14 protein-coding genes are annotated in these 13,678 nt (G+C 64.9%); 10 read left to right on the top strand and 4 right to left on the bottom strand.

The window, feature by feature from the left end; translation table 11 throughout:
- The first annotated feature begins 95 nt into the window (after window positions 1-95).
- The 3 genes from CEY05_RS06475 to CEY05_RS30830 all read left to right on the top strand — a co-directional run bounded on the left by CEY05_RS06475 (window position 96) and on the right by CEY05_RS30830 (window position 2,713).
- Entirely contained in the window at window positions 96-995 is a 900-nt protein-coding gene (locus CEY05_RS06475; RefSeq protein WP_088596586.1) for a LysR family transcriptional regulator, read from the top strand.
- Window positions 996-1,064: 69 nt separating this feature from the next.
- On the top strand, window positions 1,065-1,958 hold the full coding sequence (locus tag CEY05_RS06470) for an alpha/beta fold hydrolase (RefSeq protein WP_088596634.1): 894 nt from the start codon (window positions 1,065-1,067) through the stop codon (window positions 1,956-1,958).
- Window positions 1,959-2,191: 233 nt separating this feature from the next.
- On the top strand, window positions 2,192-2,713 hold the full coding sequence (locus CEY05_RS30830) for a hypothetical protein (protein ID WP_143220291.1): 522 nt from the start codon (window positions 2,192-2,194) through the stop codon (window positions 2,711-2,713).
- 100 nt (window positions 2,714-2,813) lie between these two features.
- Here CEY05_RS30830 and CEY05_RS06465 read toward each other — a convergent pair whose 3' ends face one another.
- Window positions 2,814-3,413, bottom strand: coding sequence for a hypothetical protein (locus CEY05_RS06465; RefSeq protein ID WP_198952683.1), 600 nt, complete (start codon window positions 3,411-3,413; stop codon window positions 2,814-2,816).
- A gap of 127 nt (window positions 3,414-3,540) precedes the next feature.
- Between CEY05_RS06465 and CEY05_RS06460 the strand changes: the two genes are divergently transcribed.
- Window positions 3,541-4,146, top strand: coding sequence for a glutathione S-transferase family protein (locus CEY05_RS06460; RefSeq protein ID WP_088596584.1), 606 nt, complete (start codon window positions 3,541-3,543; stop codon window positions 4,144-4,146).
- A 106-nt stretch (window positions 4,147-4,252) separates the two neighbouring features.
- On the opposite strand, the gene CEY05_RS06455 is transcribed toward CEY05_RS06460, so the two are convergent.
- Entirely contained in the window at window positions 4,253-5,170 is a 918-nt protein-coding gene (locus tag CEY05_RS06455) for a LysR family transcriptional regulator (RefSeq protein ID WP_088596583.1), read from the bottom strand.
- A gap of 236 nt (window positions 5,171-5,406) precedes the next feature.
- Between CEY05_RS06455 and CEY05_RS06450 the strand changes: the two genes are divergently transcribed.
- Window positions 5,407-6,156, top strand: coding sequence for an SDR family NAD(P)-dependent oxidoreductase (locus CEY05_RS06450; RefSeq protein WP_088596582.1), 750 nt, complete (start codon window positions 5,407-5,409; stop codon window positions 6,154-6,156).
- Between the two features lie 175 nt (window positions 6,157-6,331).
- Here CEY05_RS06450 and argF read toward each other — a convergent pair whose 3' ends face one another.
- On the bottom strand, window positions 6,332-7,273 hold the full coding sequence (argF, locus tag CEY05_RS06445; protein ID WP_088596633.1) for an ornithine carbamoyltransferase: 942 nt from the start codon (window positions 7,271-7,273) through the stop codon (window positions 6,332-6,334).
- A 347-nt stretch (window positions 7,274-7,620) separates the two neighbouring features.
- Between argF and CEY05_RS06440 the strand changes: the two genes are divergently transcribed.
- Window positions 7,621-7,926: a DUF3579 domain-containing protein gene (locus CEY05_RS06440; RefSeq protein WP_233161382.1), complete on the top strand. Its 306-nt coding sequence runs from the start codon at window positions 7,621-7,623 to the stop codon at window positions 7,924-7,926.
- A gap of 74 nt (window positions 7,927-8,000) precedes the next feature.
- Here the strand turns inward: CEY05_RS06440 and CEY05_RS06435 are convergent, their stop codons facing one another.
- Entirely contained in the window at window positions 8,001-9,068 is a 1,068-nt protein-coding gene (locus CEY05_RS06435; RefSeq protein ID WP_088596580.1) for a LacI family DNA-binding transcriptional regulator, read from the bottom strand.
- 234 nt (window positions 9,069-9,302) lie between these two features.
- Between CEY05_RS06435 and CEY05_RS06430 the strand changes: the two genes are divergently transcribed.
- From CEY05_RS06430 to CEY05_RS06415, 4 genes are read left to right on the top strand one after another with little or no spacing between them, the layout of a single operon-like run.
- A complete protein-coding gene (locus CEY05_RS06430; RefSeq protein WP_088596579.1) occupies window positions 9,303-10,760 on the top strand; it encodes a sugar ABC transporter substrate-binding protein in 1,458 nt (485 codons plus the stop codon).
- Window positions 10,761-10,766: 6 nt separating this feature from the next.
- Window positions 10,767-11,669 carry a carbohydrate ABC transporter permease gene (locus CEY05_RS06425; protein ID WP_088596578.1) on the top strand — a complete coding sequence of 301 codons (903 nt, stop codon included), beginning with the start codon at window positions 10,767-10,769 and terminating at the stop codon, window positions 11,667-11,669.
- Window positions 11,666-12,520, top strand: a complete 855-nt coding sequence (locus tag CEY05_RS06420) for a carbohydrate ABC transporter permease (protein WP_088596577.1) — start codon at window positions 11,666-11,668, stop codon at window positions 12,518-12,520. The genes CEY05_RS06425 and CEY05_RS06420 overlap by 4 nt, the downstream gene beginning before the upstream one ends.
- Entirely contained in the window at window positions 12,517-13,665 is a 1,149-nt protein-coding gene (locus CEY05_RS06415) for an ABC transporter ATP-binding protein (RefSeq protein WP_088596576.1), read from the top strand. Before CEY05_RS06420 ends, CEY05_RS06415 begins: the two co-directional genes overlap by 4 nt.
- Window positions 13,666-13,678: the final 13 nt, after the last annotated feature.

The raw sequence follows: 13,678 nt of genomic DNA, 5'->3' as shown, positions 1-13,678 counted from the left end.
AACGGGGCGGGTTGATAACATCAGGCGCTTCGTGTCGAATAGGGCGCAGGCGCGAAGGCATTCCCGCAAGCAAGTACGACAGGCAGACAGGATCCATGGACAAACTTCACGCGATGGCGACGTTCGTACGGGTCGTCCAGGCGCGCAGCTTCAGCAAGGCCGCGCAGTCGCTCGGGATGCCGCGTTCGTCGGTAACGACGACGGTCAAGAACCTGGAATCTCATCTGGGCACGGCTTTGCTTCGCCGCAGCACCCGCAGCCTGAGCCTGACCGACGCGGGTGAGCGTTATCTGGCGGCCTGCCACGCCATTCTTGCCGATATCGCGCAGGCCGAACACGACCTGTCCGCCACCAACCAGGCGCCGCGTGGACGCGTGCGCGTGGATATGCCGGGTCTCATCGGCCGTGCGATCGTGATTCCCCGGCTGCTCGAATTCGAGGCGCGCTACCCCGACATCGAAGTCGTGTTGGGTTTGAGTGACCGGCCGGCGGACCTGATCTACGAGGGCATCGATTGTGCGATCCGTAGCGGCGCCTTGGCGGATTCCACCCTGGTGGCGCGCCCGCTGGGCCAGATGGCCTGGCTGACTTGCGCGTCGCCCAAGTACCTGGCCCGCTTCGGCGAGCCGGATACCGTCGACGCCTTGGCCAGGCACCGCGTGGTCAACTATCTGTCCAACGCGACCGGGCGCCCTTTGGACTGGCGCTTCCGCATCGATGGCCAGGAGGTGGCGATGACCTATGCCAGCCGCTATGCTCTCAACGAGACCGAGGCCTACCTGCACTGCGGCCTGGAAGGGCTGGGCCTGATCCAGCTGTCCGCACTGGCCGCGTCGATTTATCTGCGCAGCGGGCGGCTGCGGGAAGTGCTGGCGGACGCTCGCTGCGCTCCCGTGCCGATTTCCATCGTCTATCCGCAAGCCCGCGCCACCGCCGCGGTGAAGGCCTTCGTGGCATGGGTGATCGAGATCGCGCAGCCCGAACTGGCGGCGTGATTCGTGTTCGAATTCCTGGACGACCAGCGTGCACGGCGCGCACATTGCAATGCTTTGGAGAAGGCCTTCATGCTCAAGAATATCGCCTGCCACCAGCTCGACATTGCGTATGACGAGCAAGGCCCGCCCGACGGATGGCCGGTGGTGCTGCTGCATGGGTTTCCTTACGACATCCATGCCTACGATGAAGTGACGCCGGCCTTGGCCTCGCAGGGCGCGCGCGTCATCGCGCCGTATCTGCGGGGCTATGGGCCGACGCGTTTCCTGGCGCCCACGACCCTGCGTTCGGGGCAGCAGGCGGCGCTGGGGGCGGATCTGTTGTCGCTGCTCGATGCGCTGCAAATCGATCAGGCCGTCCTGGGCGGCTATGACTGGGGCGGCCGGGCGGCATGCATCGTGGCGGCGCTGGATCCGGCGCGGGCACGCGGGCTGGTTTCGGTGAACGGCTACAACATCCAGGACATCGCCAAGGCGGGGCGGCCGGCCAGTCCCGAAAAAGAACTGCGCATGTGGTACCAGTACTACCTGCACAGCGACCGCGGCCGCGCCGGACTGACGGAAAACCGACGCGAGTTCTGCCGCCTCCTGTGGTCGCTATGGTCGCCCACCTGGCCCTTCGACGACGCCACCTACGCGCGTTCCGCCGTCGCCTTCGACAACCCCGATTTCGTCGACGTGGTCGTCCACTCTTACCGGCATCGTTTCGGACTGGTCGAGGGCGATCCCCTGTTCGACGATATCGAGCGCCGCCTTGCCGCCATGCCGCCCATCACCGTGCCCACGATCACGCTGGAAGGCGCCACGGATGGCGTGTCGCCGCCGGGCGGCAGGGCAGCGGGCGCGCGGCGCTTCACCGGACGCCACGAAAATCGCGTCGTGGCGAACGCCGGCCACAACCTGCCGCAGGAAGCGCCGCGGGCGTTCACCGACGCGGTGCTGGATATTGCCGCCTGGGCGGCTTGAATCCTGTGCCTGAGCAGGGCGCCGCCGCGCATTGATTATCCGCCCCGGGTCACAGGCGAGGGACTCGGCGTAGATGAAGCTTTCTCTCTGTCGATCCAGTCGACTGTGGGCAATAAGGCAGGGCCGCCTGGACTCAGGCCGCTCAGCCTGGACCAAGCCGTGCGGACCGTCGTTGCCCAACTGCTAGGTAAGGCACTCCAAGAAATCGATGACGGATCTGACTTGGCTCAACAATGAAAAAACTGCGTTCGGTTTTACGCCACGCAAAGGCCGCGGCGGTTTATCCGCTGGTTTCTACGCTTTTGCTCTCGGGGTGCGTCACGCAACAAGCACCACCGTATCAAGTTGGCCTTGCCAACCAGATCGCTCTCAACCGCCTGCCTCCAACGGCGCGTGCGAAGGTCAACGCGGCGACAAGTGGGGCCTTGGGCACACACGCTTCTGTTCGGGTGGTGAAGATCGCTGCACCGGGCGAACAGTCGTGGTCCGATTATCTAGTGGATGCGGTGCGTGCGGAACTGACGACCTCTGGGAATTTCGATGCGATGGCGGACACTACCATTGTTCCCACGCTGACTTCCGCCGAAATCAGAGACGGTAAAGCGGACGCAAGCGCTCGCATCACGGTTCAGCAGGCAGGTCAGGTCGTCTACGACAAGAGCTGGACGTGCACAGATCCTGGGATGTGCAGTTCATCGGGGTGTTGGCAGTCCAAGACGGTCTTACGCAAGCATCGTCCATTTTTCAGGCACTGATAGGCAAATTGCTCAACGATCCTGATTTTCTAAAGTTGTTCGCCACGCCACCCGCGTAAGCACCTCCGCGGGGCTTTGGAGCGGGGCCAACACGAGGCGATTATCGGATGCCGACAGCAGGGTATCCGCCCATGTCGAGCGGCGGGTCGAAGGTGCCGTGCCAGCCGATCAGGGTGCGGTCGAAGGCGTCGACGAAATGGCGGGAGCCCTTGGGGATCTTGACGATGCCGCCGCCGTAGCTGACCAGCATGGGTTCCGCCGCGCGGCGCTCGGCGGCTTCGTCCCAGTGGCAACTACTGGGTAGCAGGTCGTCATCGGTCGGGGCGGCATAGAGTTTCCGGTCGTCCAGATTGGCCGCGCGCAGCAAGCTTGCGAGAGCGGCATGGCCACGTTCTTCAGCGACATCCGCTGGGGTCTGGCTGGCGCAGCTGTTGCCACTGCCGCCGTTGCCGCCGGTGTCGGCGGCGATGCCTGCTACATGTCCTATCCGTGCGCCCCAGCGGATCAGGAGCCGGCTCGCTGCCTCGTCACCGAAATAAGCGGCCTGATGCAGGAAGGTCCAGCCGGATGAAGGCTTGCGGTAGCGGCTGCAGCGACGAGCGAGGACGGGGAATTGCTCCCATCCGGCCATGACCCGGTCCCACCGGCCCTCCTTGGCGTTGTCATACGCAAGTTCCACCTCCTTGAGCATTCCGTCCACGCTGTTTCTCTCCGATGTGGGGCTGGTCCGCAGTCGAGCCAGGCCAATCTGTCGCTCACTACTGACAGAAACTGGCAGTAGCGCTGGCTATATTACCTGCCTCGACCAACCATTCAAGGAGCTTACCGTGCTGACGTTTTTCCATTCCCCTCGCAGCCGTTCCACCCGTGTGCTTGGGCTGCTTCATGAGTTGGACGCGCTGGACGACGTCGAGGTAAAGATCGTCACCATCGAGCGCCTGGACGGCTCCGGCGCGCGCGATCCGCGCAACCCGCATCCAGACGGCAAGGTGCCGCTGCTGGTGGAAGACGGCCAGCAGATCTGGGAGTCGGCGGCGATCATGCAATACCTGGCCGATCGCTTTCCCAAGACCGGCCTCGGCATCCCGCTCGACGATCCTCGGCGCGGCGCCTATCTCAGCTGGTTCGCCTGGTATGCCGGCGTGCTGGAACCGCTCATCACCCTGGGCTACGCCAACCTCCAACATCCCGCGCTGGTGCGTACCTTCCGTACCAAGACCGAGGCCGAAGCGCGGCTGCGGGACGCGTTGACGGGCCGTGACTTCCTGCTGGGCGACACGTGCACGGCGGCCGATCTGCTGGTGCATTCGGCCTATGCCTGGGCGGGCAAGCCGGGCGACCCGCTGATCGACGCCTGGGTCGACCGTTGCGTAGCGCGCCCCAGCGCGGCCTTCGCAACCCAGTTCGACACCCAGGCCTTGGCCACCGCCTGACCCATCCCGCCGTTTCGGATCGAGCAAGGATTTTTTCAAAGGGGTTTTATAAAAAACCCTTTTTTTTCTAAAGACCCTTGCCTTACCAAATCGCGCGGTGGCCGGATCACCGGCGCGCCGTCCCGCGCACCTTGCCGGGAAAGCTCTCCACCAGCCAGTCGATGAAGACCCGCAGCCGGTGCGTCACGTAGCGGTTCTGCGGGTACACCACATGGAAAGGGTAGGCCGGCGGGCGCCATTTTTTCAGGATCTCCACCAGCGTGCCGTCCTTGAGCGCCGCATCCACCGCATAGGTGAAGGTCTGGATGATCCCTATGCCGGCCACGGCGGCCGCCGTGTGGGCATTGCTCTCGTTGATGCCGATGCGGTGATCGATCTTGATCTCGCTGCGCTCGCCGTCGCGCAGGAACCGGAAGGGCATGGCGCGGCCGTTCTGCGTCGAGACATAGCTGACCAGGCGGTGCCCGTTCTTCAGCTCCTCCGGATAAGCGGGCACGCCGAATTGCTTCAGATAGCCCGGCGTCGCGCACGTGACCATGCTGGCATCGCCGATATGCCGCGCGACCAGCGACGAATTGTCGAGCGGGCCGCCACGGATGACGCAGTCGACGTTATCGCCGATCAGGTCCACCGCGCGGTCCGATACCCCCAGGTCGATGCGGATGTCCGGATAGCGGCCAAGGAAATCCGGCAGCAGCGGAATCAGCACGTCGCGCGCGGTGGAGCCACCGACGTCGATGCGCAGATGCCCGCGCGGTTTGCCGCGCGCCACGTTGAACGACGTGTCGATGTCTTCGATATCGCGCAGCACGCGCGTGGCCTTGGCGTAGTAGTCCTGACCCTCGGGCGTCACCGTCACCCGCCGCGTGGTCCGCTGCAGCAGGCGCGTTCCCAGGTGCGCCTCCAGATCCTGCACCAGCTTGCTCATGGTCGCGTTGGGCATGTCCAGGGAATCCGCCGCCCGGGTGAAGCTGCCTGCTTCCACCACGCGGGCGAACGCGCGCATTGCCAATAACTGATCCATTCGAGCCTCGTCCTCGGTTCCGCTGCCTGCAAGGAAAAAACCACCTGCCGCCAAGATTGTACATGGCCATGGATAGTCATTTAGCTTATTCGATATTTATCAATAAATCCGGCGGCGCTAAAGTTCACCCATGCACTGAACGACGCGTCGCAGGACAGGCAGCCAAAACCGGCCCGGGCGCATCGATACCCAAATCCCGATCGACTGATCCACAAACTTACGCAACGGAGCAAGACATGAACAAGCAACTGAATGGCAAGATCGCCCTGGTCACCGGCGGCAGCACCGGCATCGGCCTGGCGGCCGCGCGGGAACTGGCGGCGCAAGGCGCGCGTGTCTTCATCACCGGCCGCCGCCAGGCGGAACTCGACGCCGCCGTGGCCACCATCGGCGCGGGCGCCACCGCCATCCCTGCCGACGCCTCCAAGCTGTCCGACCTGGATGCGGTCTACGCCCAGATCGCCAAGACCGCGGGCAAGCTCGACATCCTGTTCGCCAATGCCGGCGGCGGCGACATGATGCCGCTGGGCGCCATCACCGAGGAGCATTTCGATCGCATCTTTGGCACCAATGTGCGCGGTGTGCTGTTCACGGTGCAGAAGGCGCTGCCGCTGCTGGTCGATGGCGCGTCCATCATCCTGACGTCGTCGACCACGTCGATCAAGGGCACCGCCAATTTCAGCGTCTACAGCGCCAGCAAGGCGGCAGTGCGTAACTTCGCCCGCTCCTGGGCGCTTGACCTGAAAGACCGCGGCATCCGTGTCAACGCCGTCAGCCCCGGTCCGGTGCGCACCCCCGGCCTGGGTGGCCTGGTGCCCGATGAAGCACGCCAGGGCCTGTTCGACGCCCTGGCCGCCCAGGTGCCGCTCGGCCGCATCGGCGAACCCGAGGAAATCGGCAAGGCAGTGGCCTTCCTGGCTTCCGACGCCGCCAGCTTCGTCAACGGCATCGAGTTCTTCGTCGACGGCGGCATGGCCCAGGTCTGAGCGGCGCAACTCGCGCGGATCGTTTACCTGTCAATGGGTCCGGGTCGGCGCGGGCGATGTTGGCCCGGCGCCGCCAAAGACAACGCCCCGGCAGAGCGGGGCGTTGTCTTTGGCCGTTGCGGCAAGCGGCATGGCGATTCCCGGGTTTATCCGGGAAAGCTGCCCGAACGAAGTATCAGTCCAGGCGGCCCAGCAACAGGAATTCCATCAGGGCTTTCTGCACGTGCAGGCGGTTTTCCGCTTCATCCCACACCACGCTTTGCGGGCCGTCGATGACTTCGCCCGTGACTTCCTCGCCGCGATGGGCGGGCAGGCAGTGCATGAATAGGGCATCGGGCGCGGCGACCTGCATCATTTCGGTATCCACGCACCAGTCGGCGAAGTCGGCGCGGCGCTGTTCGTTCTCCGCCTCGTAACCCATGCTGGTCCACACGTCCGTCGTCACCAGGTGAGCGCCTTCGCAGGCCTGCATCGGATCCTTGAACTGGCGCAGCACCGATGCCGGCGGTGTGCCGATGCGGGCCGGCTCCAGCTCGTAACCCGACGGCGTGGACACGTGCAGGGTGAAACCCAGCAGCTCGGCCGCCTGCAGCCAGGCATAGGCCATATTGTTGGCGTCGCCCACCCAGGCCACGATCTTGCCGGCGATGGGGCCGCGGTGCTCGATGTACGTGAAGATGTCGGCCAGGATCTGGCAGGGGTGGTATTCGTTGGTCAGCCCATTGATCACGGGCACGCGCGAATGCGAGGCGAAGCGTTCGATGCGGGTCTGCTCGAACGTACGGATCATCACGATGTCGACCATGCGCGAGATGACGCGCGCGGTGTCCTCGATGGGCTCGGAGCGGCCCAGCTGGGAATCGTTGGAGGTCAGGTTGATGACCGACCCGCCCATCTGGTACATCCCCGCTTCGAAGGAAACGCGGGTGCGGGTGCTGGCCTTCTCGAACACCATCGCCAAGGTGCGATCGTGCAAGGTCATGTGCGGTTCGTAGCGCTTGAACTTGTCCTTGATCAGTTTTGCGCGATCGAACACATAGTTAAGCTCGGAGGCCGAAAAGTCACGCACTTGGAGGAAATGCCGCAGAGGGCCGTTTTGGGTGCTGGCTGTCGTCATGATGATTTGCAGGTCGTTGAGGCCGCGCCACCTCATGGGTGGGGTGCTCATTATGCCTTGTCCGCATGAAAAAGCCCTAGCTCGGCGTTTTTGCGGCGAAAAATGGGCTTCTTACGTGAAATTGCCGGCATTGCGCGCGGTTTTGTGCTGCGAAGCCGTGGCTCGTTGCGCGCCTCGTGGCGGGTCCGGGCCTTGCTCCAGGCCCGGCATGCAGGCGGGCGGAGCGGGCTGAAAATGAAGAGTGAAGGCCTATCATATACAATCCGCAGCGCGGCTCGGATGATCGAGGGCGTCCCACCCGGGCGCTTCATGCATCCGTCCCAGGTAGCAAATCAACGGTATTCCGCGTGCGACAACTTTTTATCCTCGGTGTCACGGAAGACGGTCATCGCTTCCGCCCCAGCGACTGGGCGGAGCGCCTGGCCGGCGTCATGGCGCAATTCCGTCCGCCTGGCATGGCGCCCAGCCATATCACGTACTCACCCTACGTCCTGCCTGTCATCGTCGACGGCAATCGCAGCGTCGTCGTCGACGAACGCCTGCGTGAACTGGAACCCCTGGCCTGGAAGTTCGTGGTGGACTTCGCCCGCGACAACAAGCTGCAGACCAAAGAACACGATACGGACAATCCGGAATCGGCGCCCCCGGCCTGAAAGGCCATCGTGCGGTGCCGGATGGCGGCACCCGCTGCGGGCGCGGAGGTCAGAACCCACCGGCGAGCACAGCCTTAACGCCGCGGCGGCGCCGTGCTGCCGCGGTGTACGACCTCGACAGGAAATGACTGGAAGGCTTCACAGTCCTGGCCATTCAGGCGGGCCACCAACTGGGCGGCAGCCGCCCGGCCGATTTCCGTGATGGGAGTGGCGATGCTCGTCAGCCCCGGCGTCTGGGTGGCGCCGAGATCCGTGTTGTCCACGCCGGTGATGGATATGTCATCCGGTATCCGCACACCCGCATGACGGCAGGCCATCATGCCGCCCACCGCGAACACGTCGTTGGTGGCGATCACGGCGGTAGGGGGGGCGGGCAGCGCCAGCAGGCGATACATCGCATCTTCGGCGGCCTTCAGGGAAATCGGCGCGTACTGCACGTAGGGTGCATCGAGTGCCAGGCCGTGCTCGGCCAGGGCTTGCCGCACACCCGCGCCCCGCGTCAGCGCCCGGTCGTTGCCGGGCAAGGGGGCGCTCAACAGGCCGAATTTGCGATGTCCCAGGCGCAGCAGGTGTTGCGTGACGGCAAACGTCGCCGCCTGGTTGTCGAAACCTATGCTGGGATGGCGGCGCAGGGGATCGACGCCCCATGTCAGCACATATGGCCGGCCATAGTCCTCCAGCAGCGCGAACAGCGCGGGATCGTGGTCCAGGCCGACGAAGACGAAGGCATCGACGCCATGCTGTATCAACTGGCTGGCCACGCGGACTTCCGCGGACAGGTCGTAATGCTGCTCGGCCAGGACCAGGGAATAGCCGCGTTCGTCCAGATACTGGTGGATGGCGCTGGTGGTGCGCGCATACAGGGCGTAGTCGAAAGAGGGCACCACCGCGCCTATCATCTTGCTGCGATGGCTGCGTAGCGATCGGGCCGCGCCATGCGGGACGTAACGCAGCTTGGCAGCCGCGTCCAGCACGCGCCGGCGCGTGTCCGGATCCACTTGGTCCGGGGTGTTGAGGGCGCGCGACACGGTCGCCGTGGACACGCCGGCCAGCCGCGCCACATCCCGGGCGGCCGCCCGGTTGCGGGTTTCTTCGCCTTGCGAGCCTGGAGGGTCTTGGGAATCTCGGGACGGTTCGGGCATAGCACGGAATTATAAACAGAGGCACGGCCAAAGACTCAGTGCAATCGATTACATGATAACCACGTCCAGGGCAGGCGGTGGACTGCGGGAAACTCCTAAGTCCTTCCTATTGTTCTCTCACGACGACGCTGATAAATTCATCTGTAATCGTTTACATGAAAAGCCGTGGGTCGCATAGAACGGTGAAACGAGCCGCCCGGCGCCAGTCGCGCGGAAATTCACGAGGAGACGCTCTTGAAGACTTTCCCCGCTTCCATTCGTCCGGATGGCGTCAGCGACCCCACGCGGCGCACGGTTCTCAAGCAGGCGGCCGGCCTGGGTGCGCTGGCCCTGGGGGGCTCCACGATGCTGCCGCTGGGCAGCGCCTGGGCCCAACCCGCGGCCCCCGCCGCCCAAGCCGGGACCGACGACCTGGGCCCCTACAAGCAGGCCAGGATCAACTGGCGCCAGGCCGAAGGCGAATCGATCACGGTCGCCGTCATCCCCGCCAGCTACTTCGACAACCTGGTCGACCTGGTACCGCAGTTCGAGGCCTTGACGGGCGTGAAGGTGCGGATGGAAAAAGTGCCGCCCGGGCAGATTCGCCAGAAGGCCATGCTGGACCTGTCCTCGCGCACGGGCACGTATGCCACGCATGCCGCCGATCCCATGTATTACCCGCTCTACGCGGCCAACAAATGGGTCGAGCCGCTGGACCGCTTCCTGAACGATCCCGCCCTGACCGACAAGGCCTGGTTCGACTACGACGACATTTTCAAGGCCTGGCGCGACGCCGACTCCATCGACGGCAAGCCTTATGGCATTCCCTACGATGGCGAAGTCACGGTGCAGGTGTATCGCGAGGACCTGTACGCCGCCAAGGGTCTGAAGCCGGCGGAGACCTATGAGGAACTGCTTGCCAATGCCAAGGCGCTGACCGATCCGTCCAGCCGCATGTATGGGCTGGCGCTGCGCGGCTTCGCGGGTGCCGGACAGAATATGTATATCTACCCGTCGCTGTTCAGGGGTTTCGGTGGCGACTGGTTCGACGGGGGGGTGTTGAAGGTGGACAGCCCCAAGGCTGTCGAAGCGCTGGATTGGTATGTGAAGGCGCTGGGCCAGTACGCGCCGCCGGCTGTGCGCAACTGGAACTGGCCGGATATCGCCGACGCGTTCTCGCAAGGCACGCTGGGGTGCTATATCGACGCGCACTCCTCCGCCGCGGTCATCAACAATCCAGAAAAATCGCGCGTGGTCGGCAAGATTGCCTATGCGCGCTGGCCCAAGGGGCCGGCTGGCAAACGCGTCACCTCGATCTGGAACTGGGGCTTTCCCATCAATGCGGCGCTCAAGCCGCGCGCGCAGGCCGCCACCTGGCTCTTCATCAGCTGGGCCGCCGCGGCCGAGACGCAGGCGCGCACTTCCTGGAAATTCAAGGGGCCCGCCAAGCGGTCCGGGCTGAACCGGCTGTCGAGCTGGAAGTCGGCGGAATTCGCGGCGGCGATGGCCGGCGCGGGCGACAACTTCATTGCGGCCGCGCTGGATTCGCTGGAACACGACACGGATGTGGACTGGCGTCCGCGCGTGCCGCAGTGGCCGGCCATCGGCGACACCATGGCGACGGCCATCCAGTCGGCGCTGGTGGGGCAAAAGTCTTCCAAGGAGTCCTTGGCCGAAGCGCAAACCCGCATTGCCCAGTTCATGAAGCGCTGACGCGTCATGGGAAACGCGCAATCGGGAAACGCGCCGCGCACCCTGGCCGCGCAGGAACGCCGCTTCGCCCTGGCGTTGCTGGCGCCGGCGCTGGTGTTGCTGCTGGCCATCACCACCGCCCCGCTGGTCTATCTGCTGTGGAACAGCCTGCAGCATCTGGACATGAGCATGCCGTGGCTGGCGGGCTTCGCCGGTCTGGACAACTACACCAAGATGGGGGGCGATCCACGATTCTGGAATTCCCTGTGGCTGACCGTCATCTACACCAGCAGCACGGTCGCGCTGCAGATCGTCGTGGGATTGTCGCTGGCGTTGCTGGTGCTGCGCATTCCGAAAGGGCAGGGCATCTTGCGGGTGGGCGCCATCCTGCCCATCGTGCTGGCGCCGGTGGTGGTGGGCCTGTTCTGGCGCACGCTGGTGCTGGCGCCGGACGTCGGCCTGGTCGACCTGGTCACGCGCGCCTTGGGCCTCGGCAGCTATAACTGGCTGGGCGACCCGCGCATGGCGCTGATCTCCGTCATCGCCATCCATACGTGGCAGTGGACGCCTTTTGCCTTCCTGGTGTTGCTGGCCACGCTCAGCACGCTGCCCGAGGACATCTACGAGGCGGCCCGGCTGGACCGCGCGGGGCCGTGGCAGCGTTTCGTGTACATCACCTTGCCCTTGATCCGGCCCGCGATCGTGGTGGTGGTCATCATGCGCATGATGACTGCCTTGTCGGCGTTCGCGGCCATTTTCGCGGCAACCGGCGGGGGGCCCGGCTCGGCTACCGAAATCCTCAATCTGTATGCCTACCGCACATCCTTCACCGAGCTGAACATCGGCTATGGGTCGGCCCTGGCGGTGGTGCTGATGATCGTCACGCTGATCATCTCGTATTGCATGTTTCGCCTGCGGAGACCACGATGAGCGCGGCATTGACCTTCAAGGCCAGGGCAGGCCGTACGACGGCATGGCTGGGCGCGGCGCTGCTGCTGACCGTATGGGCGTTCCCGGTGCTGTGGGGCCTGCTCACGTCTTTCAAGACCGAACGCGACGTCCTCGCGTATCCGCCCAAGCTGCTGTTCGTGCCCACCCTGGACAACTATCGCGAGGTCATCTTCGGGTCGTCGTCCATCTTGCCGAACATGTGGTCCAGCATGGTGTTGTCGACGTGGTCCACCGTGCTGACCATGCTGGTGGCGGTGCCGGCGGCGTATGCGTTGGCGCGGCTGCGCTATCCGGGTAAACGGGCGTCGGGCTTCTACGTGCTGGCCACGCAGATGCTGCCGCCGGTGGGACTGATCATTCCGTTCTACCTGATGCTGCAGCGTATCGGCGGCCTGGACTCGTACAGCGGACTGACCGTCCTGTACCTGACATTTTCACTGCCCTTCGCCATCTGGTTGATGGTGTCCTACTTCGAGGACATTCCTTTCGAGATGGAAGAGGCGGCGTTGCTCGACCGCGCCGGGCGCCTGCGCACGTTCTGGTACGTCATCCTGCCGCAGGTGCGAGGCGGCATCGCGGTGACCACCATCTTCGTGTTCCTGAATGCGTGGAACGAATTCCTGTTCGCCGTGGTATTGGGCGGCAACAACGTGCGGCCGGTGACGGTAGCGATGTTCAATTTCATCTCGGTGGAGCAGACGCAGTGGGCGCGCCTGGCCGCGGGCGCGATGCTGGCGATGGCGCCGGTCATCCTGATCGGCCTGGCCGCGCAGCGCCACATCGTCAAGGGGCTCACCGTCGGCGCGGTCAAGGGAGGAGGGCGGCGATGAGCCAGGTTGGACGTGTAAACATGCAGGGCGTGGTGAAGCGGCATGGCGCTTTCACTGCCTTGCACGGGATCGACCTCGATATCCAGCCGGGGGAGTTCTTCGCGCTGCTGGGGCCTTCGGGGTCGGGCAAGACCACCACCCTGCGCATCCTGGCGGGCCTGGAGGCGGTCGATGACGGCCGCGTCTGGCTGGACCAGGCTGACATGACGCATGCGGCGCCCGGCGAGCGCGACGTGGCCATGGTGTTCCAGAGCTACGCCTTGTATCCGCACATGACGGTGGCCGAGAACATCGGATTCCCGTTGAAGATGGTGCGCACGCCCACGGCGGAAATCACCCGCGCGGTGCGGGAAGCCGCGGAGAAAGTCGATATCGCGCATCTGCTCGCGCGCCGGCCGGGGCAACTGTCGGGCGGGCAGCAACAGCGCTGCGCGCTGGCACGCGCCATCGTGCGCAAACCCAAGCTGTTCCTGCTGGATGAACCGCTGTCCAACCTGGACGCCAAGCTGCGCATCGAGACGCGTGCGGAATTGCGGCGCCTGCAACGGTCGCTGGGCGTCACTGCCGTCTACGTGACCCACGACCAGGAAGAGGCCATGACGGTGGCGGACCGCATGGCGGTATTCATGGAGGGCAGGGTGGTGCAGGTCGGTACGCCCAGGGAAGTCTATGCGCGCCCGGCCGATGTACGGGTGGCGGCTTTCATCGGCACGCCGGCCATGAATCTGCTGCCGGCGCAGCTGCGGGATGGACAGGTGGAGATCGCCGGGACTCGTCTGCCCTTGCCGCCGGCGGCAACAGCGGCCGCGGCCGGCGCCGGCGAGATCGTCGTGGGGGTGCGGCCGGGCGATTTGCGCATCGTCGCGGGCGGCGGCGTTGGTGGCGACCCCGATGGCAATGCCGTTGCGGCCGCCACCGCCACCGCCGCGGCCGCCGACGCCGGGACCGGCGCGGGCATCGCCGCCATCGTCGAGTTCGTGGAAGACCTGGGCGACAGTGCCATCGTCAACCTGAAGATGGGCGAACAGCGTCTGAAAGCGCGCCACGACAACCGTATCCCGCTTGCCGAAGGCCAGGCCGTGCGCCTGTCTTTCGAACCTGCCGCGATGCACCTGTTCGAGCGCGCGTCGGGACGACGTATTTGAAGCCAAATCCTTG

The organism is Achromobacter sp. HZ34, assembly GCF_002209485.1.
Lineage (GTDB): Bacteria > Pseudomonadota > Gammaproteobacteria > Burkholderiales > Burkholderiaceae_B > Bordetella_C.
Note: the sequence above shows the minus strand (reverse complement) of the source record. Positions and strands in the feature narration are given on the sequence as shown.

Excerpts from the sequence above, each read along its gene's own strand:
- CEY05_RS06475 (WP_088596586.1), top strand. The coding sequence starts at position 96 with ATGGACAAACTTCACGCGATGGCGACGTTCGTACGGGTCGTCCAGGCG.
- CEY05_RS06470 (WP_088596634.1), top strand. The coding sequence starts at position 1,065 with ATGCTCAAGAATATCGCCTGCCACCAGCTCGACATTGCGTATGACGAG.
- CEY05_RS30830 (WP_143220291.1), top strand. The coding sequence starts at position 2,192 with ATGAAAAAACTGCGTTCGGTTTTACGCCACGCAAAGGCCGCGGCGGTT.
- CEY05_RS06455 (WP_088596583.1), bottom strand. The coding sequence starts at position 5,170 with ATGGATCAGTTATTGGCAATGCGCGCGTTCGCCCGCGTGGTGGAAGCA.
- CEY05_RS06450 (WP_088596582.1), top strand. The coding sequence starts at position 5,407 with ATGAACAAGCAACTGAATGGCAAGATCGCCCTGGTCACCGGCGGCAGC.
- argF (WP_088596633.1), bottom strand. The coding sequence starts at position 7,273 with ATGACGACAGCCAGCACCCAAAACGGCCCTCTGCGGCATTTCCTCCAA.
- CEY05_RS06435 (WP_088596580.1), bottom strand. The coding sequence starts at position 9,068 with ATGCCCGAACCGTCCCGAGATTCCCAAGACCCTCCAGGCTCGCAAGGC.
- CEY05_RS06425 (WP_088596578.1), top strand. The coding sequence starts at position 10,767 with ATGGGAAACGCGCAATCGGGAAACGCGCCGCGCACCCTGGCCGCGCAG.
- CEY05_RS06420 (WP_088596577.1), top strand. The coding sequence starts at position 11,666 with ATGAGCGCGGCATTGACCTTCAAGGCCAGGGCAGGCCGTACGACGGCA.
- CEY05_RS06415 (WP_088596576.1), top strand. The coding sequence starts at position 12,517 with ATGAGCCAGGTTGGACGTGTAAACATGCAGGGCGTGGTGAAGCGGCAT.